Origin of the sequence: Streptomyces actinomycinicus (assembly GCF_016741775.1) — a bacterium.
In the GTDB taxonomy this organism is placed as follows: Bacteria; Actinomycetota; Actinomycetes; order Streptomycetales; family Streptomycetaceae; genus Streptomyces; species Streptomyces actinomycinicus.
Genome location: NZ_JAERRK010000010.1, coordinates 1 through 23082 on the forward strand (window position 1 = coordinate 1; position 23082 = coordinate 23082).

A 23082-nucleotide genomic window follows, 5' to 3' on the forward strand; every position below is an offset into this window, starting at 1 on the left:
CGTGGGGGAAGGCCTTCGTGTCCCCACGCCCGGTGCTGTACGGCGACGTGATGACGTGGTCCTTGATGGTCCAGGTGCGGCCCCGGTCGGTGGAGACGGCGTAGTCGACGGCGTCGTAGTGCAGTCCGTCGCCGAAGGGCCGCGGGGTGAACTCGTTGTGCACCAGGCCGTACCAGTCACCGGTGTCGGGGTCGACCCACACCCCGGACAGGTCGCAGTAGTTCTTCTGCGCGTAGCCGGAGCCGCTCGGCGCGTACGACGCCTCCCGCCCGGTGGGGCTGTCGTTGCACCGCTGTGTGGTGCCGTCGTTGCGGTCGGCGGGGTCGGCCGGGTTCACCGCCGTGCTGAGCGTCCTGTCGAAGGTGGCGGTGTCGAAGTCCCTGCCGGTGTAGAAGTCCCAGACCCGCGGGTCGTCGGCGCCGTACAGCGCGGCGGACTGCTGGTAGTGGAAGGTGCCGTCCCGGTCGATGTACGGGGTGGCCGGGGTGTCCGTGGGGTGGGTGAACGGCACCGGGGTCCCCACGGTCACGGTGTACCCGGCATCACCGGGAGGCGCGACCTGTACAGGGGACGCGGTACCGCCGCCCAGGACCAGGGCGACAACCGCGGACACGGCGCCGCCTGCTCTGCTCAACAGTCGCACGGGTGCTCCTTGTTGCCGAAGGGCCGGTTGCACCGGAACGATCCGGCCCCGGCGGCGCACCGGCAATGGACTACCGCGCCCCGCCTCTTGCACTTTCGTGCGCGAACTCCTGGCACACCGGCCGGCCGTCCCGAGCCGTCCCCGCCCGGCCCCCGGTGTCCCCGCCTTGCACGGCCCGCCGTACGGGAGGTACGTGCCCCGCGGCTTCCTGCCGCCGGTGGAGGGTCAGTGCGGCTCGGGCGGGACAGCGGTGAGCGGGGCGTCCCAGGCCAGTTGGCGGAGCAGTCGCCCGTCCGGCTCGGCGGGACGGGCCATGACGGGTGCCGGCGCGGACGGGGTACGGGTGCCGCGGGAGAGACCGCCGCTGACGGTGATGTTGTGCTCCACCCGCGGGCGGCGGTGGCGTTCGTACGCCGTGAACGCGGCCTGAGGGCCGGGCAGGTCGCGCAGCGCCTTGGCGAGGACGACGGCGTCCTCCAGGGCCATGGAGGCGCCCTGACCGGTCGCCGGGGAGGCCGCGTGGGCCGCGTCACCGACGAGCAGGACGCGGCCGGTGTGCCACGGGGTGCCGAGCGGCAGCTCCGTGGCGTTCGTGACCATGATCGCGTCGCCGGAGGCCGCCACCAGGTCCGCCGCGGGCGTGGCGTCCTCGGCCAGCAGCGGCAGCAACTGCTCGCGCAGTACGGCGGCCGGCGCGGTGGCGGCCCCGGCCGGCAGCGGGTCGCCGCCGGCCCGGGCGAACCAGTACGTCTCCCCCGCCGGCGACACCGCGTACCCGAAGGCGGCTCCGCTGCCCCGCACCATGGTGATGGCACCGGCCGGATCCGCCGCCGGCGCGGTGCCGGTGTAGCCGTAGTAGACGCGCTGGCCGGCGTAGACGGGCGCGGTCCCCGGCGTCACGAGCCCGCGTACGGTCGAGTTGAGGCCGTCTGCACCGACGAGCAGGTCCGCGGTGGCGGTGCCGCCGTCGGCGAAGTGGGCGGTGACGCCGTCCGAGCCGTCGGTGACCGACACCAGCCGGGCGCCGTGACACAGCCGGACGCCCCGTCGCGCCGCCTCCCCCTGCAGGGCCGCGTTCAGCTCGCCGCGGCGCAGACAGCGGTACCGCAGCGCGGGGACGCCGGCCTCACCGAGCGGCCCGTTCATCTGCTCGGCTCCCTCGCTGTCGAGCAGGCGCAGCGAAGTCAGCGGAAAACCGACGGCCGTGACGGCGTTCGTGGCGTCCAGCTCGGCCAGGGCGCGCATGCCGTTGCTCGCCAGGGTCAGAAAGGCGCCGATGTCCTCGGCGGTGTCCGGGTGCGCCTCGAACACCGTCACGTCCGCACCGGCCTTGTGCAGGCCCAGGGCGGTCGCGGTCCCCGCGATGCCCCCGCCGATCACCAGTACCCTCATCGCATCCGCTCCGGTCACCTGCCGCCCCTCGCTCCGCCCGTGGTGGTGACCATCTAAGACCGGCGGGGGCGGGAACGGGGTGCCGGGGCGCCGAGATCCGGACAGGGCCGGAGCGGCCGGGGATCCCCCTGACGCAGTCCCACCCATCCGTCGGGAAGCATCCGCGGTCCGTCTACCGGGGAACCCGTGGTCACCAACCGCGTCGACACCGGCGACACGTTCGACGACGCAGCCGACAACCGGCTTGCGCATCGGGTTCTTTGTCGTTCCGGGGCACGGTCGGGGTGGACTGTGCACCGGCACGCCCCCCGTGCGAGGGGGTTACCGGCCGTCAAGTGGGTACTCCCCGGCCATGCGGGTGAGCGTGGTGGATGCGGGGTCGAACACGGTCCGATTGGTGATCGCCGATGTGGAGGGCGGAGTTCCGCTGCCGGTGCACACGGTCAAGTGGAAACTGCGCCTGTCCGAACACGTCGACGCGGACGGGACCATCTCCGAGGAGGCGGTGGAGCGGCTGGTCAAGGCGGTGGCAGCAGCCGGCGCCACGGCTCGCCAGTGGCATGCGGCGGGCCCGCTGGCCTTCGCGACCACGGTGGTCCGGAACGCGCCGAACCGGGACGAGATTCTTCAGCAGGTGGCGGCCGGAACCGGCATCCGCATGTGCACCATGCCCGGTGAGACCGAGGCCGAGCTGACCTTCCTGGCGGCCCGTCGCTGGCTCGGCTGGAAGGCGGGCCCCCTCGCGCTCCTCGACATCGGCGGCGGCTCACTGGAAGTGGCCTTCGGCAGGGGCCGGATGCCGGACTTCGCCGCGTCGCTGCCGCTCGGCGCGAACCGGCTGACCCGGGAGCACCTGGCCCTCCAGGACCCGCCCGGACCGGGCGAGCTGAAGGAGCTGCGCCGTCGTGTCCGCCATGAACTGCGGGACGTGGCCTCGCGGATCCGCTGGGAGCGGCCGCGCACCGCGGCCGTCACCTCCCGTACGTTCCAGCAGCTGGCCCGGTTGTGCGGCGCCGCGCCGGGCCGGCACGGGCCCTTCGTGGCGCGTGAACTGGCCTGCGAGGATCTGCGGGAGGCGGCGCGCACGCTCGCCGCGCTGCCCGTCGCCGAACGCGCCCAGCTGCCGGGGATCTCCGCACCACGCGCCGCCCAGAGTCTGGCCGGGGCGGTCGTCGGGCACACGGCGCTGAAGTTGATGGGCCTGCACCGGGCCGTGGTCTGCCCCTGGGCGATCCGCGAGGGCGTGCTGCTGCGCTACATCGAGGACGGCGCCGACTGGTGGACGGACGCCACCGACACCGACGCCACCGCGGCACCGGCCCCGCCGGCCACGACCCTGCGCATCGCCACGCCGTCCGCATGACCGACGGGCCGCCCGGCCCCGGCGGTCGGGAAGCAGCGGCCGGGGCCGCCTAACCGACGGCCCGCCGGGCGCCCGGCAGTCCGGAAGAGACCACTGTCGCCCCGGCCGCGCTCAGCCCGATTCCGGCCCGTGCGGGCGGACCCCGGCGGCGGTCTCCTGGCCGCGCGTTCGCAGGCCGCCCAGCGTCCTCAGCAGTCGGTCGGCCGGTTCGCGCAGGCGGGGGTGGGCCAGCACCGTGTTCCGCAGGCCGCGCACGGGCCGCCGCCACAGGTGCCGGGCCAGTGCCACCGGGTGCGGGCGGGACGCGAAGCCCTCGCCGACCCGCAGCTCGCGGGTCTTCAGCCAGTTCTTGTACTCCTTGTCGCCGCGCCCGAGGTCCACCAGGGTCACCCCGTGCCGGGCGGCGGCCTCGGCGGTCCTCAGGTGCATCATCAGCCCGGGTGAATAAGTGGGGAGTTCCGGGTCGTACGCGGTGAACCAGGCCGCCAGTACCGTTGCCGACCGGGGGCCGAAGTGGGCGGCGACCGGCCGGTCACCGGCGTACAGGACGGACAGCACTCCGGTGAAGTGCTCCTCGTGGACGGCGGAGAGATGCTCGACCAGCCCGACGATCCACGGCCGCGAGAACCGGTCCATGCGGCCGGTCCTGCGGTACTGCGCCGACTTCCACCGCATGAGGGTGCGCAGCACCCGCGGATCGCGTTCGTCGAACACGAACCGCACCTCGCCGACGTCCCGGCCCAGCCGGCGCTCCTTCTTCAGCGTGGTCTTCGCCAGCCCGGGGTAGGTGCCGCGCAGCCAGTCCGCGTAGCCTCCGTCGCCGGGTTTCACATCGATCACCGGTGAGGCGAACGTGCCGGTCACGAACGGTGTGAACGGCGTCTGCTCCCGCACCAGGTGATCGAACTCGAAGATGCTGAGCCCGCAGGCGCGCAGCAGCTCCTGCGGGTTCCAGGTGACGCCGGGCCGGTGGACCAGGGCCTGGCAGTCGGACAGGCCGAGTCCGACGGCGCGGCCGGTGCCGAGCGGTCCGCGCTCGTAGGGGAGGAAGCCGACCGGCTCGCCGCCCTCGCGCAGCACCGCCACCCGCGTCCCGGTCCGGAACCGGCCGACCCCGATCGCGAATTCCGGCGCGAGGAAGGGGTTGGCGTACTCGGGGGACTCGTCCATCGCGCGGTGCCAGGCTGCGCGCAGTTCGGGCGTCAGCTCGCCGGGTCTGTGCACGGTGATCCGCACGTCAGCTCGACCGCCCCTCGGCCGGCTCGTCCACCGCTGTGCCGGCGGCGGCACAGCCCGGTGAGGCATGTGGATCGTGGCTCGTGGATCGCATGCGACCGCTCCCCCCATGACGCGCCGGGCGCGTCCTGTCGGTGGTGTACCCAAGTCCCCGGCTGCGGACCGCGCGTGCCCGTCTCGCCGGTGGACGGCCCTGTCGCCGGCCGGCATCCCGAACCGTAGGACAAGGCCCAAAATCCGCGAAACAGCACGCACGGTTCAAGGGTGCCTCAGGCGACCGAGGGTTCGCCACGGGTCCTCGGACATCGGTGACGACTCGGGACAGACGCCGCACTGTCGTTCGGGCTCGGCCGGGCTTCCGGCCGAGCCGTTCCCGGAGCACGGCGGACACCTCGCCGCGCCGCAGCGGTGCGCCAACGGCGGCATCAGTTGACGCCCTTGACATGAACCTGCATCAACCCCGAGGCTTCGTGCGTGAAGTTGCTCGTTTGAAGGGATTTTCGAGCCCTTCCGAGCAACGCAGCGTTTGAACAGTCAGTCCGCGAAGGTGCGAGGGGAGCTGTTCCGCCGTGCGAAGACTCCGACACCGTGTGCCGTGGCCGGCCTGGGTACCGCTGGGGCTGGCGACCGTCCTGGCCGGGACCACGCTCGCCGTCCCGGTACCGGCCAGGGCCGCCACCACCGGCGACGTGCTGGACCGCGCTCACAGCAGCGTCAGCTGGCAGAGCCCGGTCTACGCCAAGGGCACCGGTGGCGGGCCCGAGAAGTGCCCCGACGCCGCCACCGACCCCGACGACAAGGTCTGTGACCGCTTCGACCTGACCGTCTCGGTGCCGGAGGGGTACTGGGACGACAACCCCGAGGGTGGTGTTCCGCTGTCGGTCAGGTGGGAGCGCCCCTCGGACGACTTCGACCTGTACGTCTACGACGGCCACGGCAAGCAGGTCGCGTCCAGCGCGGGCACCGCCGACCCGGAGTCCACGGTGATCCCGCGGGCGTCGGGGACGTACCACGTCGTGGTGGTGCCGTACGACGTGCACGACAACTCCTTCACGGGCACCGCCTACCTCCCCGCCACCACCGATGCCGGCGACCTCACCTCCTTCTCCGGCGGGAACGGCAGCTACACCGTCCGCGCCGGAGCCCTGACGGCCCGCGCCGACTTCCTGAAGGGGGGTCAACTGCGTCTGCAGGCGGACCCGTCCGGAGTCCTGAGCGACCCGGCCGGCACGGCCATCGTGCGCAGACAGCCGGCCCTGCAGCGGCACACCTCCTCTTTCGACGCGGGCGACTACTACGGGATCCGCTCCCCGGAGGCCGTGCTGCGCGTGTACAAGGAGCCGCTGCGCTTCGGGCTGTACAAGCCCGACAACCGCACCCGGATCTGGCAGGAGGACAAGCCGCTGCGCTGGTCCACCGGCGGAATGCGGCAGAGCCTGACGCGAGGCGTGGACGAGCAGTTCTTCGGCGGTGGCGAGCAGAACGGCAGCTTCTCGCACCGCGGCCGGACGATGTACGTCGCCAACAGCTTCGACTGGAACGAGGGCGGCTACAACAACTCCCAGCCGTTCTATCTCTCCAGCGGCGGCTACGGCGTCTTCCGCAACACCTTCGCGCCGGGCGTCTACACCTTCGGCTCACCGGTCACCACCGGGCAGCAGGAACGACGGCTCGACGCCTTCTACTTCCTCGGTGACGCCAAGCAAGTGATCGGCAAGTACACGCAGTTGGTGGGCAAGCCCTTCATGCCGCCGGTATACGGCCTCGAACCGGGCGACTCCGACTGCTATCTGCACAACGCCAACCGGGGCGAGCGGCACACCCTGGACGCGCTGAAGATCGCCGACGGCTACACCGAGCACCAGATGCCGCTCGGCTGGATGCTGGTGAACGACGGGTACGGCTGCGGGTACGAGAACCTGGAGCAGACCGCGAAGGGCCTGCAGGACCACCACGCCCAGCTCGGCCTGTGGACCCAGGACGGCATCGGCAAACTCGCCGACCAGGTGAAGGCGGGCCAGCGGGTGGCCAAGCTGGACGTGGCCTGGGTCGGCAACGGCTACAAGTTCGCACTGGACGCGTGCGACGCGGCGAAGAAGGGCATCGAGGACAACAGCGACGCCCGGGGGTTCGTGTGGCTGCCGGTGTCCTGGGCGGGCGCCCAGCGCTGTGGGGTGCTGTGGAGCGGGGACCAGAAGCTCTCCTGGGACTACATCCGCTGGCAGATCCCGACGTACGCCGGGGCGACCATGTCCGGCATCGCCTACAACACCGGTGACGTCGGCAGCATCTACCGCCACGACGCCAAGATGTACACCCGTGATCTGCAGTGGAAGGCGTTCCTGCCGGCCATCATGACCATGGACGGCTGGGCGAGCGACATCACCACCGGCAAGCCCGCCGACCAGCAGCCCTGGCTGGACGGGGAGCCGTACACCTCGGTCAACCGCACGTACCTCCAGCTGAAGGAGCGGCTGCTGCCGTACATGTACACACTGTCGGCCCAGGCGGCCAGGACGGGCGTGGGCGCGGTACGCCCGCTGTGGCTGGAGTACCCCGACGACCCCGGCACGCTCGGGGCGCAGGCCACGTACGAGTTCCTGTCCGGCCCGGACTTCCTCGTCGCGCCGGTCTACGAGGACTCCGAGACCCGGGACGGCATCTACCTGCCGAAGGGCACCTGGACCGACTACTGGACCGGCCGCAGCTACGAGGGCCCGACGACACTGAACGGTTACCACGCCCCGCTGGACACCCTGCCGCTGTTCGTGCGCGAGGGGGCGATCGTCCCCATGTGGCCGAAGGGCACGACGAGTTGGCAGTCCCGCGACCGGAACGAGCTGGACTGGGACCTGTATCCGGCCGCGCACGGCACCAGCCGCTACACGCTCTACGAGGACGACGGTGTCACCCGGGACTTCGCCAAGGGCTCCGCGGCCACCCAGCGGGTCTCGCTGCACCGGGACACGCGGGGCACGACCGTGACCGTCGGCGCGAGCAAGGGTGACTACACCGGCAAGCCGACGGCCCGGTCGTACCGGTTCACCGTCCATGGCGGCACGGCGCCGGCGCGGGTCCTGCTCGACGGGCGCCGACTGCCGGCGAGTTCCTGGTCGTACGACACCCGGAGCCACATCGCCACCATCACCACGCCGAGCCTGCCGCTCGACCGCGGATTCACCGTGCGTCTGGTCGACGAGAGGTAAAGGGGTCGTATGGTCTAGTCCAAAGAGCAGGTTGGTCTAGTCCAAGTTATTGACGTGGCCGCGACAGCTCCCGGAGGGTGGGGCTCCCCGCCCTGGGGTCCCCACCCTCTGGAGGCACGCATGAGACGTCTTCGGGCATGTCTGGGCGCGGCGGCAGCCGTCACGCTCGCCGCCGCCGGCACCACCGCACTGGTCGCGGGCAACGCCTCGGGCGCCGCCGGCGCGCTCAGCAACCGCTGGTACGCCGCCGCCCCCTATCTGATGCCGCTGGACAACGACCCGCCGGACCCGGCCGCCATCATGGACGCCACCGGCCTCAAGGCCTTCCAGCTGGCCTTCGTCCTCGCCCCCGACGGCGGTGGCTGCACGCCGACCTGGGGCGGCACGGCACCCGTCTCCTCGGACACCGCGGTGCGGTCGGTGATCGACACCATCCGCGCCAAGGGCGGTGACGTCTCGATCTCCATCGGCGGCTACGGCGGCACCAAGCTCGGCCAGACCTGTGCCGACCCGGCGGCCACGGCGGCGGCCTACCAGCAGGTCATCACCAAGTACGGGCTGCATGCGGTCGACTTCGACCTGGAGGAGCCGGAGTACGAGAACACGGCGGCGATCCACAACGAGATCGGCGCCGCGAAGATCCTCCAGCAGAACAACCCGGGACTGTACGTGTCCGTGACCACGGCCGGCACGGCGGACGGCACCGGCTGGTTCGGGAAGCAGATGCTGCTGGAGGCCAAGTCGCAGGGGTTCACCCCGGACAACTTCTCCATCATGCCGTTCGACGGCGGTTTCAACGGGGCCGCGAGCCAGACCGGCGCACTCACCGGGTTCAACTCGATCCTCCGTGCCACCTTCGGCTGGGACGAGGCGACCGCCTACGCCCACGAGGGCTTCTCGGGCATGAACGGCCGCAGCGACACGGGCGAGTACTTCACCCAGGCCGACTTCCAGACCGTGCTGGACTTCGCGACGAGCCACCACATGGACCGGTTCACGTTCTGGTCGCTGAACCGCGACCGGCAGTGCACCCCGGCCGACAACGGCGGCCGCACGTCCGGCACCTGCTCCAGCGTGGCCCAGAACTCCTGGGACTTCGCCAAGTACTCGGTGAAGTTCGCCGGGGTGACTCCGCCGACCACCACGCCCACGCCTACACCCACGCCCACCCCGGCTTCCTGCAAGACGGCCTGGAGTTCGACGGCGGTCTACACGGCCGGCAACGAGGTCTCCTACAACAAGCACAACTGGAAGGCCAAGTGGTGGACCCAGAACGAGGCGCCGGGCGCCTCACAGTGGGGGCCGTGGCAGGACGAGGGCGCCTGCTGACGTCACCAGCCGGCCGCTGCTCTTGACGTGTCAGGTTCAGGCCTTTAGCTTCTCGGGTCATCGGCGACCAAGGATGCGTTCGAAGTTCATCATTCTGAACACATCCTTGGTCCTACGAAGGGACCCCCACATGACCCGATCCCGGCTCCTCGCGGCGGCCACCACCGCGGGCCTCGCCCTCACCGCCACCGCGCTCGGTACCGGCGGCGCCCACGCGGCCGACCCGCACGTGGCGCCCGGCGGCAACTTCGACCTGTCCGTGTGGCAGCTGCAGGAACCCGTCGGCTCCCCCGGCAAGCCCGACACCGTCCCCTCCTCCCGCCTCCAGGGCCCGAACGGCTACCAGGACGCGTACTTCTACACCGACACCCGCGACGGCGCGATGACGTTCTGGGCGCCCGAGAAGGGCGTCACCACGCCGAACTCGAAGTACGCCCGTTCCGAGCTGCGCGAGATGAACCGCGACGGCAGCGCCGCCGACTGGCCGCTCGCCGGGTCCCACCGGCTGAGCGCGACCCTGCGCGTGGTCTCCGTGACCAAGAACGTGTGCGTCGGCCAGATCCACCTCGGCTCCGGCGGCTCCTCGACCAAGCCGCTGGCGGAGCTGTACTACCGCGCGAACGGCGACATCGTCCTCGGCACCGAGGACTCCCCGGCCGGCGGGCAGACCCTGCATCCTGTCGGGCACGTGAACGTCGGCAGGACCTGGAGCTACACCGTCGCCGTGTCCGGCGGGAACACCATCGACCTGACGGTCGGCGGAACCACCACCCACTACGGCATCCCGTCGTCCTTCAAGCCCTACAAGCAGTACTTCAAGGCCGGCTCCTACAACCAGTCCTCCTCGGACAGCACCACCGCGGGCGCCCGCGTGGCCTTCTACGGGCTGACCGTCTCCCACGGCTGACACGCGGCCCGACCTGCGCGACTGGTGCGAACGACGGGACGGTCGTAGCGTCGTGGGAACGCGGTCGGACACAGCACGACGGGCGGGAGCGGCCATGCGCGGACCAGTGGCGGGAACGGCGATCACCCTCGCGGCGGCCGCCTTGCTGACAGCGGCCATGACGACGGCCTCGGCCAGTCCGCCGTCGCCCACCGGCACGGCGCCGGCCCCGGCCACCGCCTCCCAGCCCGTCCTCGTCGACTGCCTGTGGAACCGCACCGTGCGCCCCGACGATTTCATCCTGGCCTGCGGCGACGGAAACAGCCGCCTCACCGGACTCCACTGGTCGCAGTGGGGTCCGGACGGCGCCACCGCCGAGGGCATGAACATGGTCAACGACTGCAAGCCGTACTGCGCGGCGGGCACCTTCCACGCGTACCCGGTGACCGTCCGGCTCGACGGCCCGAAGCCCTGGAAGAAGCACCCGGGCACGCAGCGCTTCGACCGGATGAGCCTGACCTACGAGGACGGCCGTCCCGAAGGTTTCCAGCGCGTCATGGTCTACCCGCTCTGGGACTGACCGACCGACCCGCCCGGGCCTGCCGTCCGGTCGCCGTCCGTGTTGTCGTACGTTGTCGGGGCCGCCCGGTCATGGTCCGCGCGGACGCCCGGCGGCCCCTGCGGCCGCCGGGCGTCCGGCACTGCCGGGCGAGCAGGGTCAGGCGAGTTCCACCAGGAGGTCGCCGCCCTCCACCTGCTGGATGCGGTTGATCGCCAGCCGGGACACCCGGCCCGCCTTCGGGGCGGTGATCGTGGCCTCCATCTTCATCGCCTCGATGGTGGCGATCGTGGCACCGGCCGCCACCTCGTCGCCCTCCGCCACGGCGAGCGTCACCACACCGGCGAACGGAGCCGCGACATGGCCGGGGTCGGAGCGGTCGGCCTTCTCCGTCAGGGGCACGTCGGAGGCGGCCGCCCGGTCACGTACCTGAATCGGCCGGAGCTGGCCGTTGAGGGTCGACATCACGGTGCGCATGCCGCGCTCGTCGGCCTCGCCGATCGCCTGCAGCTCGATCAGCAGCCGGACGCCGGGCTCCAGGTCGACGGCGTACTCCTTGCCCGGGCGCAGCCCGTAGAAGAACGCCTTGCTGTCCAGGACGCTGGTGTCGCCGAAGTTCTGCCGGTGTGTGTCGAACTCGCGCGTCGGGCCGGGGAACAGCAGCCGGTTGAGCGTCGCCCGTGTGTCCTTCGCCAGCCCCTCGCGGTCTTCCGTGGCCAGTTCGGGGGCCGGCTTGGCCTCACCGCGGCCCTGGAGCGCCTTGGTGCGGAACGGCTCCGGCCAGCCGCCGGGCGGGGTGCCCAGCTCGCCGCGCAGGAACCCGATCACCGAGTCGGGGATGTCGAACCTGTCGGGGGTCGACTCGAAGTCCGCCGGGGAGACGCCGGCCCCGACCAGGTGCAGGGCGAGGTCGCCGACCACCTTGGAGGACGGGGTGACCTTGACGAGGCGGCCGAGGATGCGGTCGGCGGCGGCGTACATCGCCTCGATGTCCTCGAAGCGGTCACCGAGGCCGAGCGCGACGGCCTGGGTACGCAGGTTGGACAGCTGGCCACCGGGGATCTCGTGGTGGTAGACGCGGCCGGTCGGGGAGGCGAGACCCGCCTCGAACGGGGCGTAGATCTTCCGCACGCCCTCCCAGTAGGGTTCCAGGTCGCCGACGGCCTGGAGGTCGAGTCCGGTGGGCCGCTCGGAGTGGTCGGTGGCGGCGACCAGCGCCGACAGCGACGGCTGAGAGGTCGTGCCGGCCATGGACGCCACCGCACCGTCGACCGCGTCGGCGCCCGCCTGGATCGCGGCGAGGTAGGTGGCCAGCTGGCCGCCGGCCGTGTCGTGCGTGTGCAGGTGCACCGGCAGGTCGAACTCCCGGCGCAGAGCGGAGACCAGCTTGGCGGCGGCCGGGGCCCGCAGCAGGCCGGCCATGTCCTTGACGGCGAGGACATGGGCGCCGGCCGCGACGATCTGCTCGGCGAGGCGCAGGTAGTAGTCGAGGGTGTAGAGCCGTTCCGACGGGTCGTTGAGGTCGGCGGTGTAGCAGAGGGCCACCTCGGCGATCGCGGTGCCGGTCTCGCGCACGGCGTCGATCGCGGGGCGCATCTGACCGACGTCGTTGAGGGCGTCGAAGATGCGGAAGATGTCGATGCCGGTGGCGGCCGCCTCCTGCACGAAGGCGTCGGTCACCTCGGTCGGGTACGGCGTGTAGCCGACGGTGTTGCGGCCGCGCAGCAGCATCTGGAGGCAGATGTTCGGCACCGCCTCGCGCAGTGCGGCGAGCCGCTCCCAGGGGTCCTCGGCGAGGAAGCGCAGCGCGACGTCGTAGGTGGCGCCGCCCCAGCACTCCAGGGACAGCAGCTCGGGCAGGGTGCGCGCGACGACCGGGGCGACGGCGAGGAGGTCCTTGGTGCGCACCCGGGTGGCGAGCAGGGACTGGTGGGCGTCGCGGAAGGTGGTGTCGGTGACGCCGATGGTCGGCGACTCACGCAGGTGCCGGGCGAAGCCCTCGGGGCCGAGTTCCACGAGGCGCTGGCGGGATCCGGCGGGCGGTTCGCCCCCGGACGCCGACGGCAGCTTGGCCAGCGGGTCGAGCAGGCCGGGCCGTTCGCCGTGCGGCCGGTTGACGGTGACGTCGGCGAGGTAGGTGAGCAGCTTGGTTCCGCGGTCGGCGGAGTGCCGGGCGGTGAGCAGGTGCGGACGCTGCTCGATGAAGGAGGTGGTGACCCGTCCGGCCTGGAAGTCGGGGTCGTCCAGGACCGCCTGCAGGAACGGGATGTTGGTGGCCACGCCGCGGATGCGGAACTCGGCCACCGCGCGCCGGGCGCGGCCGATGGCGGCCTTGAAGTCCCGGCCGCGGCAGGTGAGCTTGACCAGCATCGAGTCGAAGTGCGCGCTGATCTCGGTGCCGGCGTGGGTGGTGCCGCCGTCGAGCCGGATGCCGGAGCCGCCCGGGGAGCGGTAGGCGCTGATCCGGCCGGTGTCCGGGCGGAAGCCGTTGGCGGGATCCTCGGTGGTGATGCGGCACTGGAGGGCGGCGCCGCGCAGGGTGACGGTGTCCTGGGCCAGGCCGAGGTCGGCGAGGGTCTCGCCGGAGGCGATCCGCATCTGGGCCTGGACCAGGTCGACGTCGGTGACCTCCTCGGTCACCGTGTGCTCGACCTGGATGCGCGGGTTCATCTCGATGAACACGTGGTTGCCGTCGCGGTCGAGCAGGAACTCGACGGTGCCGGCGTTGCGGTAGCCGATCTCGCGGGCGAACCGGACGGCATCGTCGCAGATCCGGCCGCGCAGCTCCGGGTCCAGGTTGGGCGCCGGGGCCAGCTCGATGACCTTCTGGTGGCGGCGCTGCACCGAGCAGTCACGCTCGAAGAGGTGAATGACGTTGCCCTCGCCGTCGGCGAGGATCTGCACCTCGATGTGGCGGGGCTCTACGACGGCCTTCTCCAGGAAGACGGTCGGGTCGCCGAACGCGGAGGCGGCTTCGCGGGAGGCGGCCTCGATGGACTCGCGCAGCTGGGCCGGGTCCTCCACGCGGCGCATGCCGCGTCCGCCGCCGCCCGCGACCGCCTTGACGAAGACCGGGAAGCCGATCTCCCCGGCGGCCCGCACCAGTTCCTCCACGTCGGTGGAGGGCGCGGAGGAGCCGAGGACGGGCACGCCCGCCGCGCGGGCCGCGGCGACGGCGCGGGCCTTGTTGCCGGTCAGCTCCAGGGTGGCCGCGCTGGGGCCGACGAAGGTGATGCCCGCCTCCTCGCAGGCCCGGGCCAGTTCGGGGTTCTCGGAGAGGAAGCCGTACCCCGGGTAGACGGCGTCGGCGCCGGCCCGGCGGGCGGCGCGCACGATCTCCTCGACGGAGAGGTACGCCCGCACCGGGTGCCCCGGTTCACCGATCTCGTAGGCCTCGTCGGCCTTCAGCCGGTGCAGCGAGTTGCGGTCCTCGTGCGGGAACACGGCGACGGTGCGCGCGCCTAGTTCATAGCCCGCCCGGAACGCGCGGATCGCGATCTCTCCACGGTTGGCGACCAGCACCTTGCGGAACATCCTGGATTCCCTTCAGCTGCCTGCCGGCGACGAACACCCTGGTGTCAGCCACGCCCTGCCGTACTCGCGGCCACCTTAGGGGGTGCCCGGAGCGGTCGACGTGCGAAAACCATCACATTGACGGGGTGGGCGGCGCCACAGGGGCGCGCCGGTTTGGCCGGGTCAGAAGCGGCACCGCACGCCGTGGGGGAAGGCCGGCGGGGGCGCTGCGAGTGCGGAGAGGATCGATTCCTCCAGCACGGAGCGGGCCGAGCCGTCGGTGCGGTGCAGGCGCAGGGGGGTGGTCAGGCCGGCCTCGCTGTTACTGATGAAGCGGGGCGGCCCGGTGTGTTTGAAGCCGCGGCTGTGGAAGAGGAAGGGGTGGGCGAGGACGACGTCCCCGGCGCTGCCGGTGAGTTCGGTGATGCCGCCGAGGGGTTCCGCCAGCACGAGGTCGAACAGCTCGCGGTGGCGGAGTCCTTCCGGGTGCCGGGCCAGGACGTGGGCGGTGCGGCGGTGGCTGCCCGCGGCGACCAGGGTGCCGCCGCCCGAGGGTGCGATGTCCGAGAACAGGCCGATCAGGAGCAGGCCCTGGTGGGGTGCGTCGAGGGTGTGCCGGAACCAGTTGCCGTCGACGTGCCAGCCCTCCTCGGGTACGGCCCCCGCGGGCCGGTCGGCGCCGTGGGCGAAGTTGACCGGCCAGAAGCCCCAGTCGCGGTCGCCGCGCCAGCGGCCCGGGCCGACCAGTTCCTCGACGGCCCGCGCGAGCACGTCGGGGAAGCAGGCCCGGACCTCGGGCAGGCCGAGCCGCTCCTCGATGTCGTAGGCGGCCGGCCAGGTGCGCGGGTCGGCGCGGTCGATGCCGGCCTTGGCTCGCATGCGCCGCCAGACCGCGTCCCGGACCGGCGCCGCGCGGCGCTCGTCGAAGGCGCCGCGCAGCACGCAGTACCCGCGTTCGGTGAAGTCGTCCAGGTCTGCGGCGGTGAGCACGGTCATGGCGTCACCAGTAGAGCAGCCAGTGGTCCGCGCACCGGACGCCGTGGCCCTGGAGGGTGAGGCGTTCGTCGCCGGGGCGCACGCTGCTGCTCGGGGCGACCTGGTGCAGGACGTGCCCGGAATGCACGTACATGTGGCCGGGGGTGTAGGGGACGTACCGCAGGGTGTGGAAGCGTTGCAGGTCGGCGGCGCTCTCCACCCAGCCGCGGGCCAGTGAGCGGCGGAAGTCCCGGTACGTCACGTCCCACAGGTTCAGTCCGCCGCCCGCGGCCGGCACCCGCAGCGGCAGGGTGAAGGAGAGCAGGCGGTCGGTGTCGGTGCCCGGCGGCCAGTCGAAGGCCTGGTACTGGAGGTCGAAGTGCACGGGTGCCTGGGGCCGGGTGAAGATGGCGGCCTCCAGCCAGATGTGGAAGCCGGGCAGCGCGAGGTGGCCGGCGTAGCGGACGGGTGCGTCCAGGTGCTCGGTGAGGGTCTCGCCGATCAGGTCGTACAGGTCCTGGAAGTGGGCGAGGAGCAGGGGGCGGGCGGCCACGCCGTGGCGCTGGTAGTGACCGGTCTCCGGGCGCTCGGCGACGTCGAGGTAACTGGGGGTGCCGAGGGTGAGGAACGCGGCCGGTTCGCCGCCGCGGGCGATCCAGTGCTCGCGCAGGGCGTAGACGCGCGCGCGTACGTCGTCGGTGTCCTCCGCGGTGAGCAGGGGAAGCTCCGTGATCATGCGGTGCCTCCCGTCAGCAGGTCCACGAGCGAGGCGGTGACGGCGCCGTCGGCGCGGCGGTCGTACCAGTCGTAGCCGGGCATCGGGTTGGCCTCCAGGCACCAGTAGGTGCCGTCCGCGTCGCGCTTGAAGTCCCAGCCGGCGAGGCCGAGCCCGAGGTCGCGGCTGCGGGCGACGAGGAGCCCCGCGAGACCTGCGGGCAGCTCGTGGGGCCGGAACTCGACGTCCGCCGGCGGCGCGGTCCGGTAGTCGACGGCCGTGGACAGGGCCTCCTCGGCGTGTACGGCGTCGCCGCAGACGTGCACGCGGACGTCACTGCCGGCCACGTACCGCTGCAGGTGAACGGGACCCTGGTGCGGTACGAAGGCGTCGAACTCCTGCGGGGTGACGAGTCTGCTGTCGGCGCGCACGCCGGACAGGGCCTTGACGATGGCGGGTCCGGCGGCGGCGAACGCGCGCAGCCGGCCGGGGTCCGAGCTGGTGAGGCTCTCGGGGACGGTGAATCCGCAGCGGGCCAGGGTGACTTCGTGCAGCGGTTTGGAGCCGTTGTCGCCGGCCGTGCCGGGGCGGTTGACGACGGTGCCGGGGACGGAGTCGAGCCAGGCGGTGAGCGCCGCCATGAGGCCCCGCCACCGGACGCGGCGGGTTACGTCGTCCTCCAGGGCGGACAGGTCCGCGAGCCGGCAGTAGTAGCTGTCACCCGGGCGCAGGTCGTGGCGCTGGTCGCCGGCGAGCAGCCAGCTGTCGCCGTCGTCGGGCAGGGCGAGGCGCCAGGCGCCGTCGCCGGCCAGCTCGGTCAGGTCGACGAGCGTGACGTCCGCGGCCGCCCGTGCGGTGAAGTGGGCGATGGTGCCGTCCGTGGCGAGTCCCAGGGCGTAGATCACGGGAACAGTACCTCCATGAGCCGGGGGCCGAGGCCGAGCCAGACCATGCGCAGTTGCTCCAGGGCGGGGAAAGGTTCGACGTGCACCAGGCGTGCCGTGGCGGTCCCGTCGGTCACCCGCCACACCAGGGCGGCCAGATCCAGGCCGAGGGCGGTCGCCGCGGACGTGCTGCGGTTCTCCAGGTCGAGGTGGCCGAGGTCGGCGGTGGTGCAGCGCCAGGCGTGGTCGCCGAGGACGACGACGGTCTCCGTCGCGGGGTCGGCGTCCGACCAGCGGGCCCGGTAGGGGCCGTCCCCGGGCGGCCGTTCGGGCCAGCGGCGGGCGCGCAGGGTGCCGAGGTCCTCCACCCAGAAGGCGTCGCCCTCCGGGCTGCCCGGCCGCGGGTAGTCGCGGGAGAACAGTTCGCCGTTGCCGTGCTCCCCGGCGCGCCGCCCGGTGACCGCGGCGGAGCGTGTGGTGCGGCCGGCCACGAGGGTGCCTGCCGGGCGGTTGACCACGGGTGCGGGGGTGAGCGCGGCCGCCGCCCACAGCTGGGCGAAGCACTCGCCGAGGTGGAACTCGGCGTCGAAGCCGGTGCGGCGTTCGGGCGGTGCGGGCAGCAGGAGGACCAGCGGGACGACCGGATCGACGGTCGCTGTGCCGGCGCGGGCGCTGACGGTGAACAGCTGGGCCGCGTCGAACACGTCGAGGACGGCGGTGGAACGGCCCTGCTCGGTGACGTAGGCGGCGAGTTCGACGGCGGTGGGGTCCTGGGGGTCGGCCACCACGACCAGGTCGGCCGGGGCCCCGGACGGCGGCTCGGACTGCGGCAAGTGCGCCGGCTCGGACGGCGGCTCGGACGACGGCACGGACGGCCGCTCGGACGACGGCACGGACGACGGCACGGACGACGGCAGGGACGACGGCTCGGACGGCGGCTGGAAGGAGGTCTCAGATGACAAGGCCGCGCTCCTTGAGGAACCGGCTCGCCCGTGAGGCGCGCAGGACGCTCAGTATGCCGTCGGTGCCAGGGTCGGACCCGGCGGCCATGGTCTGCGGTCGGTCCACGGGGCGGGCGGCGAGCGGCGCGGCGCACCCGGCGGGCGTCCAGGCGCCGTCCGAGACGTCCTTGGAGTCCTTGAAGTCCTTCCCGTCCTTGGTGTCCTTGCGGTCCTTGCCGTCCTTGCTGTCCTTCAGGTCCTTGAGGTCCTTGTAATCCTTGAAGTCCTTGCGGTCCTTGTAGTCCTTGAACTCCTTGCCGTCCTTGAAGTCCTTGAAGCTCTTGGCCTCACGGCCGGGTGTGCCGCCCGGTTCGGGCGCGGGGACGGCGTCTTCCGGTCCGGCGCCGCGGGCCGCCACGGGCCCGGGCCGGCGCAGCCGGCCGAGCAGGTCCCGGCGGTGGGCTGCTTTGAGGAAGGGCATCACCCTCGCCTCGTCGATCGTCCAGGTCATCGAAGGGGTCCCTCCTGGGTCGGGTCCGGCTCGCTCCGGTGGCACCGCAGGGCTTCGGCCAGGGCGCGCTGCGCCGTCGCGTCGTGGGGGTTCAGATTGCAGACGAGGTGGTCGACGCCGAGGTCGCGGTAGCCGGCGAAGCCCGCGGCGAGGTCGGCGGGGGTGCCGGTGAGCACGGGGCGCCGTGGGTCCGGGGACGCCGCGCGGCCGCCCGGTACGACGTTCACGCCGGCGGTGATGCGCAGGGTGGACGGGTCCCGTCCGGCTGCCCGGCAGGCCTCCCGCACGGTGTGCAGCACCGGTTCGAAGCCGGCCGGGTCACCGAACCAGCAGCCGTTCCACAGGTCGGCGTGGCGCGCGGTCACCCGGAGCATGCGGGGGCCGAAGCCGCCGATCAGCAGGGGCGGGCCGGTGGGACGTACGCCGCGCGGACGCAGTTCGCCGCCGTGGACCCAGGAGTAACGGCCGTCGAATTCCGCCTTTCCGGTGCGCAGCAGTGACACGATGATGTGCACGGCTTCCGTGAACCGCGTCACGCGGTGATCGAAATCGATGCCGAACGCCTCGAATTCCGGCCGGTGCCAGCCTGCGCCCACTCCGAGAATGAGCCGCCCATTGCTGATCGAGTCGAGCGTGACCGCCATTTTCGCTAGGACGGCGGGATTCCGGAACGCCGTGCACAGGACGAGCGTGCCGAGCTGAATACGCTTGGTGGCCTCGGCGAGCGCGCTGAGCACGGTCCAGCATTCCCAGATGCCCTCGGCCGGCTCGCCGTCGTCACGGAAGAGCAGGTGGTCGAAGCACCACAGCGAGTCGAAACCGGCCGCTTCCGCCTGCCGGGCAAGCGCTCTTATCTCTTCGTAGGAGGGCTGTTTTCCGGGGAATTCCGCCAACGGCAGAGTGACGCCGACCTTCATGGACCCTCGCCCCCGAGCAGTCAACAGGTCACCGCAGGCAACGGCGTGAGCGTAGCAGCGGGCGTGACGAGATCGCCATGCCCGGAAGTCTGGTTATTTTCCGGAAAGGTTTCTGCGGATTCTCGGGGCGAGTGATTCCGCCGAGCCGGACCAGCGTTCAGGGAAAGGTGCGGAGACTTGGGGCCCGGCCATTTCCGGAGCAGTCGCCGGAGCCTGGCTGCGAGGGCAGGAACTTGGGCAGAAGGCGGGCGAGGGGACGGACCGCGGGCGGGAGCGTCAGTGGGGGCCCGGGCGGGAGCGTGAGTGGGGGCCGGCCGGGTACGGCGCACCGGAACGCCCGGGGCCGCCCTCGTCACGCCCAACACCCGGCCACGATCGGCCAGTTACGAGAACAGACGCGGAACCAGCGTGTTCCGATCACGAACTCTCGTATAGTGACCGTCAGTTCACCTTCAGTGTCACGTCGCACCACCGTACGGCTGCCAGTTCCCCTACCCGTAGGACCTGACCAGACCGATGACCGCCCCCACGCGTGCCGGTGACCGACCTTCCCCGCGCACCTTCGTCTCCGCCCTCGCCGCGACCGGCACGCTGTCGGCGCTCGCGGTCTGTGCGGCCGTCTCTGCCGCGCCGGGCCCGGTGCGTACGCCACTCGCTTGGGGCGCGGGCGCGACCGCGATCCTGCTCGGCGTGGCGGTGGCCACGGCCGCGCATGCGCTGGGGACCGCTCGCAGCATGCGGAGCAGGCTGGAGGATGCCGCACAGGAGGTCGCACGCCTGCTCCAGCAGCAGGCCAGTACGACCGAGGAGGCTCAGCGGGAGCAGCAGCGGCTCGTCGACGAACTCAGCGCCCAGCGCCGGGATTTCGCCGAATCGTCCGCGGCCGAGCGTTCACGGCTGGCGGCGGAGGGCGCTCAGGAGCTGGACCGGCTGGAGCAGGAGAACGCCCGGCTGTCCGGCGAGCTGGAGCGGGCCCGGCGGGACAGGGACGGGGCGATCGCCGCGGCCTCCGACGCCGCCATCCGCTTGCAGGCCCTCACCACGGCCGCGCTCGCCGACGTGCGGGCGACGGAAGACCGGCACACCGACGAGGACGTCCTCGCCGACCTGCTTCGTCTCGGCCACCGCACCGCGCAGGCTGGCCGGCTCGCGGACTCCCTCGCCGTACTCACGGGGGCGCGTCCGGGCCGCCGGTGGGCGCGGCCGATCGGGATGGAGTCGGTCCTGCGGGGCGCGATGGGCCGGATCACCGGTCACGACCGGGTGCGGGTGCGCTCGGTCGGCGACACCGCCGTCGTCGGGCACGCCGCCGAGGGCGTGATGCACGCGCTCGCCGAACTCCTCGACAACGCGGTGAACTTCTCGCCGCCGACCGCGGAGGTGCATGTGTACGCCCAGGACGTGCCGGCCGGGGTCCTGGTGTCCGTCGAGGACAGTGGGCTGATGATGGGCGAGGCTCAGCTGCGGCGCGCGGAACGGGCGGTAGCCGGTGACGTGGCCCGGCCGGGTGGCCTGACCGGCAACCGGTTCGGGCTCGCCGTGGTCGGGCGGCTGGCCCGCAAGCACGGCCTCAAGGTGTCGTTCCGGCCCTCCGCGCGGGGTGGCACGGGCGCGCTGATGCTCATCCCGCAGGACATCCTCACCGGCCCCGCACCGGCCGCCCGGGATTCGCGCCCGGAGGGCGACACGCCCACAGGGACACGCGACACGCCCCCGCGGACACACCACGCGCCCACGCGGGCACCGGCCGCGGTGCACGCCGCACCGGTCCACGAGTCCGCCGCCCCGCCGGAGGAGGGTCCGGCCGGACTGCCCAGGAGACGCCGGAACCGCACGCCCCCCGAGGCGGGACGCCCCGGGCCCGCGAAGAGCGCCCCCGGTGTCCGCCCCGTACCCGGCACGACGGAGGACGAGACCCGCGCCGCCCGCTTCACCGGCTTCCCCCGTGCCGTACGCCCGTCGGCTCCTCCCACCAGCGAGCCCACGCCTCCACCGGCCGGCCCCGCCACCACCCCCGGCCGCCCACCGGCCCCGGACGACCCCGCACCCGGCGCCCCGCATCCTCACCCGCACCCGCACCCGCACCCGCACCCGCACCCGCACCCGCACCCGGAAGGCGACACCACCTCATGACGGGCCCTGCCACCGCCGATGACAAGCTCGCCTGGCTCCTGCAGGGGCTGCTGGAGAGGACCCCGGGGATCCGGCACGCCCTCGTGCTGTCCAGGGACGGGCTGAAGCTGTGCCGTACGCCGGAGCTGAGCGCCGACCGGGCCGACCAGCTGGCCGCGATCGCCGCCGGCGTCCAGTCGCTGTCGCGCGGGGCCTCCCTGGAGTTCGGCGACGGCAGCGGTGGTGTGCGCTGGGCGATGGCGGAGTTCCACGGCGGTGTGCTGTTCGTCGTGGAGGCGGGGGCCGGCGCCCATCTGGCCGCGATCGCCACGGAGGACGCGGACGCCGGGGTCGTCGGGCACAACATGACCGAACTGGTGGAACAGCTCGGCGACCACCTGACCGCTCCGCCCCGTACACCATGAGCCGACCGGGCACGGACGGTACGGACCTAGGCAGTACGGAAACGAACCGCACAGGCGCGAACCGCACTGGCGCGAACCGCATGGACGGCACCGCACGGACGCGGACCACAGGGGCTCGCGCCGCACGAACCGGACCCGCACGCACCGCACGGACACGAACCGGACCGGCAGGCGCCGCAGGCACCGCAGGCACCGCAGGCACCGCACGCACCTCCCCGCGACAGGAGTTCGTGTGACGACCCCCGACGCCGTCCCGCTCGACGACCCCCGGTTCCGGACCGAACCGGCCACGCTGTACCGGGAGCTGAGGCGCGACCACGGCACCGTGGTGCCGGTGCTGCTGGACAGCGGCATCCCGGCCTGGCTGGTCGTCGGTTACCGGGAACTGCACCGAGTCACCGGGGACGCCGCGCTGTTCAGCCGGGACCCGGGGCTGTGGAACCAGCGGGAGAAGGTCCGCCCGGGCAGGCCGCTGCTCCCGGTGATCGGCCCTGCGGAGCCGTCGGTCCCTTCCGCGGCCGACGGGCGACACCGGCTGCGCGCGGCGGTGTTCGGCAGTGCACTGGACGCCGTCGACCCGTTCGCGCTGCGGCGACACGCCGAGCGGTTCGCGGACGAGCTGATCGACGCGCTGTGCGGCACGGGTGAGGCCGACCTGGTGGCCCAGTACGCGACGCTGCTGCCGGCGCGGGTCCTCGCCCGGCTGTACGGCTTCCCGGACGAGGACGGCCCGGGACTGGTCACGTCCCTCAACGACATGATCGAGGGACGCGGCCGCGCCCTGGCCGGACAGGCCCATCTCACCGTTGCCGTCGAACAGTTGCTCTCCGAGCGCAGGAAGGAGCCCGCGGACGACGTGGTCTCGCGGCTGCTCGCCGACGACAGCGGGCTCGGCGACGAGGAGATCGCGCGGGACCTGATGATGATGACGGCGGCCGGTCACCGGCCGACCGCCGACTGGATCGGCAGTTCGCTGCGGCTGATGCTGACGGACGGCCGGTTCGCCGGTTCGCTGTACGGCGGGCGCGGCAGCGTCGCCGAGGCGATGAACGAGGTGCTGTGGGAGGACACGCCGGCGCAGACCGTGGCGGGCCGCTGGGCGGCTCGTGACACGCATCTCGGCGGTCGGCGCATCCGGGCCGGTGACCTGCTGCTGCTCGGCCTGCAGGGCGCCAACCGCGATCCCCGGGTGCGCTCCGGCGCCTCCGCGCGCACCGGCGGCAACCACGCGCACTTCTCCTTCGGCCACGGCGAGCACCGCTGTCCGTTCCCGGCGCCGGAGATCGCCGAGGTGATCGCGCGGACCGCGATCGAGGCCGTACTGGACCGGCTGCCGGACATCGGTCTCGCGGTGCCCGCAGAGTCCCTCACCCACCGGCCCTCACCCTGGCTGCGGGGGCTGACCGCGCTGCCCGTGCGCTTCACACCCCTCCCCGCCCCCTGACCCCCGCCCCGGATGCGGCGCTCCCGCGACC

General features: G+C 72.5%; 17 protein-coding genes and 1 pseudogene. 8 read left to right on the forward strand and 10 right to left on the reverse strand.

Going from position 1 to position 23082, the window contains the following annotated elements; genetic code table 11:
• Positions 1 to 643 (reverse strand): annotated as a pseudogene (locus JK359_RS20440) (RICIN domain-containing protein); the annotation flags it as partial.
• A 225-nt stretch (positions 644 to 868) separates the two neighbouring features.
• Entirely contained in the window at positions 869 to 2035 is a 1167-nt protein-coding gene (locus tag JK359_RS20445; protein WP_236678180.1) for an FAD-dependent oxidoreductase, read from the reverse strand.
• 352 nt (positions 2036 to 2387) lie between these two features.
• Here JK359_RS20445 and JK359_RS20450 point away from each other — a divergent pair, with 352 nt between their 5' ends.
• A complete protein-coding gene (locus JK359_RS20450) occupies positions 2388 to 3398 on the forward strand; it encodes a Ppx/GppA family phosphatase (protein WP_201837612.1) in 1011 nt (336 codons plus the stop codon).
• A gap of 111 nt (positions 3399 to 3509) precedes the next feature.
• Here the strand turns inward: JK359_RS20450 and JK359_RS20455 are convergent, their stop codons facing one another.
• Positions 3510 to 4634: a GNAT family N-acetyltransferase gene (locus JK359_RS20455; protein WP_307788195.1), complete on the reverse strand. Its 1125-nt coding sequence runs from the start codon at positions 4632 to 4634 to the stop codon at positions 3510 to 3512.
• A gap of 1016 nt (positions 4635 to 5650) precedes the next feature.
• Between JK359_RS20455 and JK359_RS20460 the strand changes: the two genes are divergently transcribed.
• From JK359_RS20460 to JK359_RS20475, 4 genes are all read left to right on the forward strand, one after another.
• Positions 5651 to 7840, forward strand: coding sequence for a glycoside hydrolase family 31 protein (locus tag JK359_RS20460; RefSeq protein ID WP_504739956.1), 2190 nt, complete (start codon positions 5651 to 5653; stop codon positions 7838 to 7840).
• Positions 7841 to 7960: 120 nt separating this feature from the next.
• The gene (locus JK359_RS20465) at positions 7961 to 9169 is read left to right on the forward strand and encodes a carbohydrate-binding protein (RefSeq protein WP_201837615.1); all 1209 of its coding nucleotides are present in this window, start codon (positions 7961 to 7963) and stop codon (positions 9167 to 9169) included.
• A 130-nt stretch (positions 9170 to 9299) separates the two neighbouring features.
• Positions 9300 to 10076 (forward strand): polysaccharide lyase family 7 protein, encoded by a 777-nt coding sequence (locus JK359_RS20470; protein WP_201837617.1) that lies wholly within the window; start codon positions 9300 to 9302, stop codon positions 10074 to 10076.
• Between the two features lie 94 nt (positions 10077 to 10170).
• The gene (locus JK359_RS20475; protein WP_201837618.1) at positions 10171 to 10635 is read left to right on the forward strand and encodes a hypothetical protein; all 465 of its coding nucleotides are present in this window, start codon (positions 10171 to 10173) and stop codon (positions 10633 to 10635) included.
• A 138-nt stretch (positions 10636 to 10773) separates the two neighbouring features.
• Here JK359_RS20475 and JK359_RS20480 read toward each other — a convergent pair whose 3' ends face one another.
• The 7 genes from JK359_RS20480 to JK359_RS20510 form a co-directional block, all read right to left on the reverse strand.
• A complete protein-coding gene (locus JK359_RS20480; protein ID WP_201837620.1) occupies positions 10774 to 14148 on the reverse strand; it encodes a pyruvate carboxylase in 3375 nt (1124 codons plus the stop codon).
• Between the two features lie 162 nt (positions 14149 to 14310).
• The gene (locus JK359_RS20485) at positions 14311 to 15123 is read right to left on the reverse strand and encodes a phytanoyl-CoA dioxygenase family protein (protein WP_201837622.1); all 813 of its coding nucleotides are present in this window, start codon (positions 15121 to 15123) and stop codon (positions 14311 to 14313) included.
• A gap of 4 nt (positions 15124 to 15127) precedes the next feature.
• Positions 15128 to 15838, reverse strand: coding sequence for a hypothetical protein (locus JK359_RS20490; protein ID WP_201837624.1), 711 nt, complete (start codon positions 15836 to 15838; stop codon positions 15128 to 15130).
• Positions 15835 to 16722 carry an ATP-grasp domain-containing protein gene (locus JK359_RS20495; RefSeq protein WP_201837626.1) on the reverse strand — a complete coding sequence of 296 codons (888 nt, stop codon included), beginning with the start codon at positions 16720 to 16722 and terminating at the stop codon, positions 15835 to 15837. The genes JK359_RS20490 and JK359_RS20495 overlap by 4 nt, the downstream gene beginning before the upstream one ends.
• On the reverse strand, positions 16719 to 17663 hold the full coding sequence (locus JK359_RS20500; RefSeq protein ID WP_201837628.1) for a hypothetical protein: 945 nt from the start codon (positions 17661 to 17663) through the stop codon (positions 16719 to 16721). Before JK359_RS20500 ends, JK359_RS20495 begins: the two co-directional genes overlap by 4 nt.
• Complete coding sequence (locus JK359_RS39245) at positions 17653 to 18153, reverse strand: collagen-like domain-containing protein (RefSeq protein ID WP_236678181.1); 501 nt, start codon at positions 18151 to 18153, stop codon at positions 17653 to 17655. The genes JK359_RS20500 and JK359_RS39245 overlap by 11 nt, the downstream gene beginning before the upstream one ends.
• On the reverse strand, positions 18150 to 19070 hold the full coding sequence (locus JK359_RS20510; protein WP_201837630.1) for an LLM class flavin-dependent oxidoreductase: 921 nt from the start codon (positions 19068 to 19070) through the stop codon (positions 18150 to 18152). Before JK359_RS20510 ends, JK359_RS39245 begins: the two co-directional genes overlap by 4 nt.
• Before the next feature lie 516 nt (positions 19071 to 19586).
• On the opposite strand from JK359_RS20510, the gene JK359_RS20515 reads away from it, so the two are divergent.
• From JK359_RS20515 to JK359_RS20525, 3 genes are all read left to right on the forward strand, one after another.
• Positions 19587 to 21203, forward strand: a complete 1617-nt coding sequence (locus JK359_RS20515) for an ATP-binding protein (protein WP_201837632.1) — start codon at positions 19587 to 19589, stop codon at positions 21201 to 21203.
• Positions 21200 to 21607, forward strand: a complete 408-nt coding sequence (locus tag JK359_RS20520; RefSeq protein WP_201837634.1) for a roadblock/LC7 domain-containing protein — start codon at positions 21200 to 21202, stop codon at positions 21605 to 21607. Before JK359_RS20515 ends, JK359_RS20520 begins: the two co-directional genes overlap by 4 nt.
• Positions 21608 to 21839: 232 nt before the next feature.
• On the forward strand, positions 21840 to 23051 hold the full coding sequence (locus tag JK359_RS20525; protein WP_201837636.1) for a cytochrome P450: 1212 nt from the start codon (positions 21840 to 21842) through the stop codon (positions 23049 to 23051).
• The last annotated feature ends 31 nt before the right edge of the window (positions 23052 to 23082 follow it).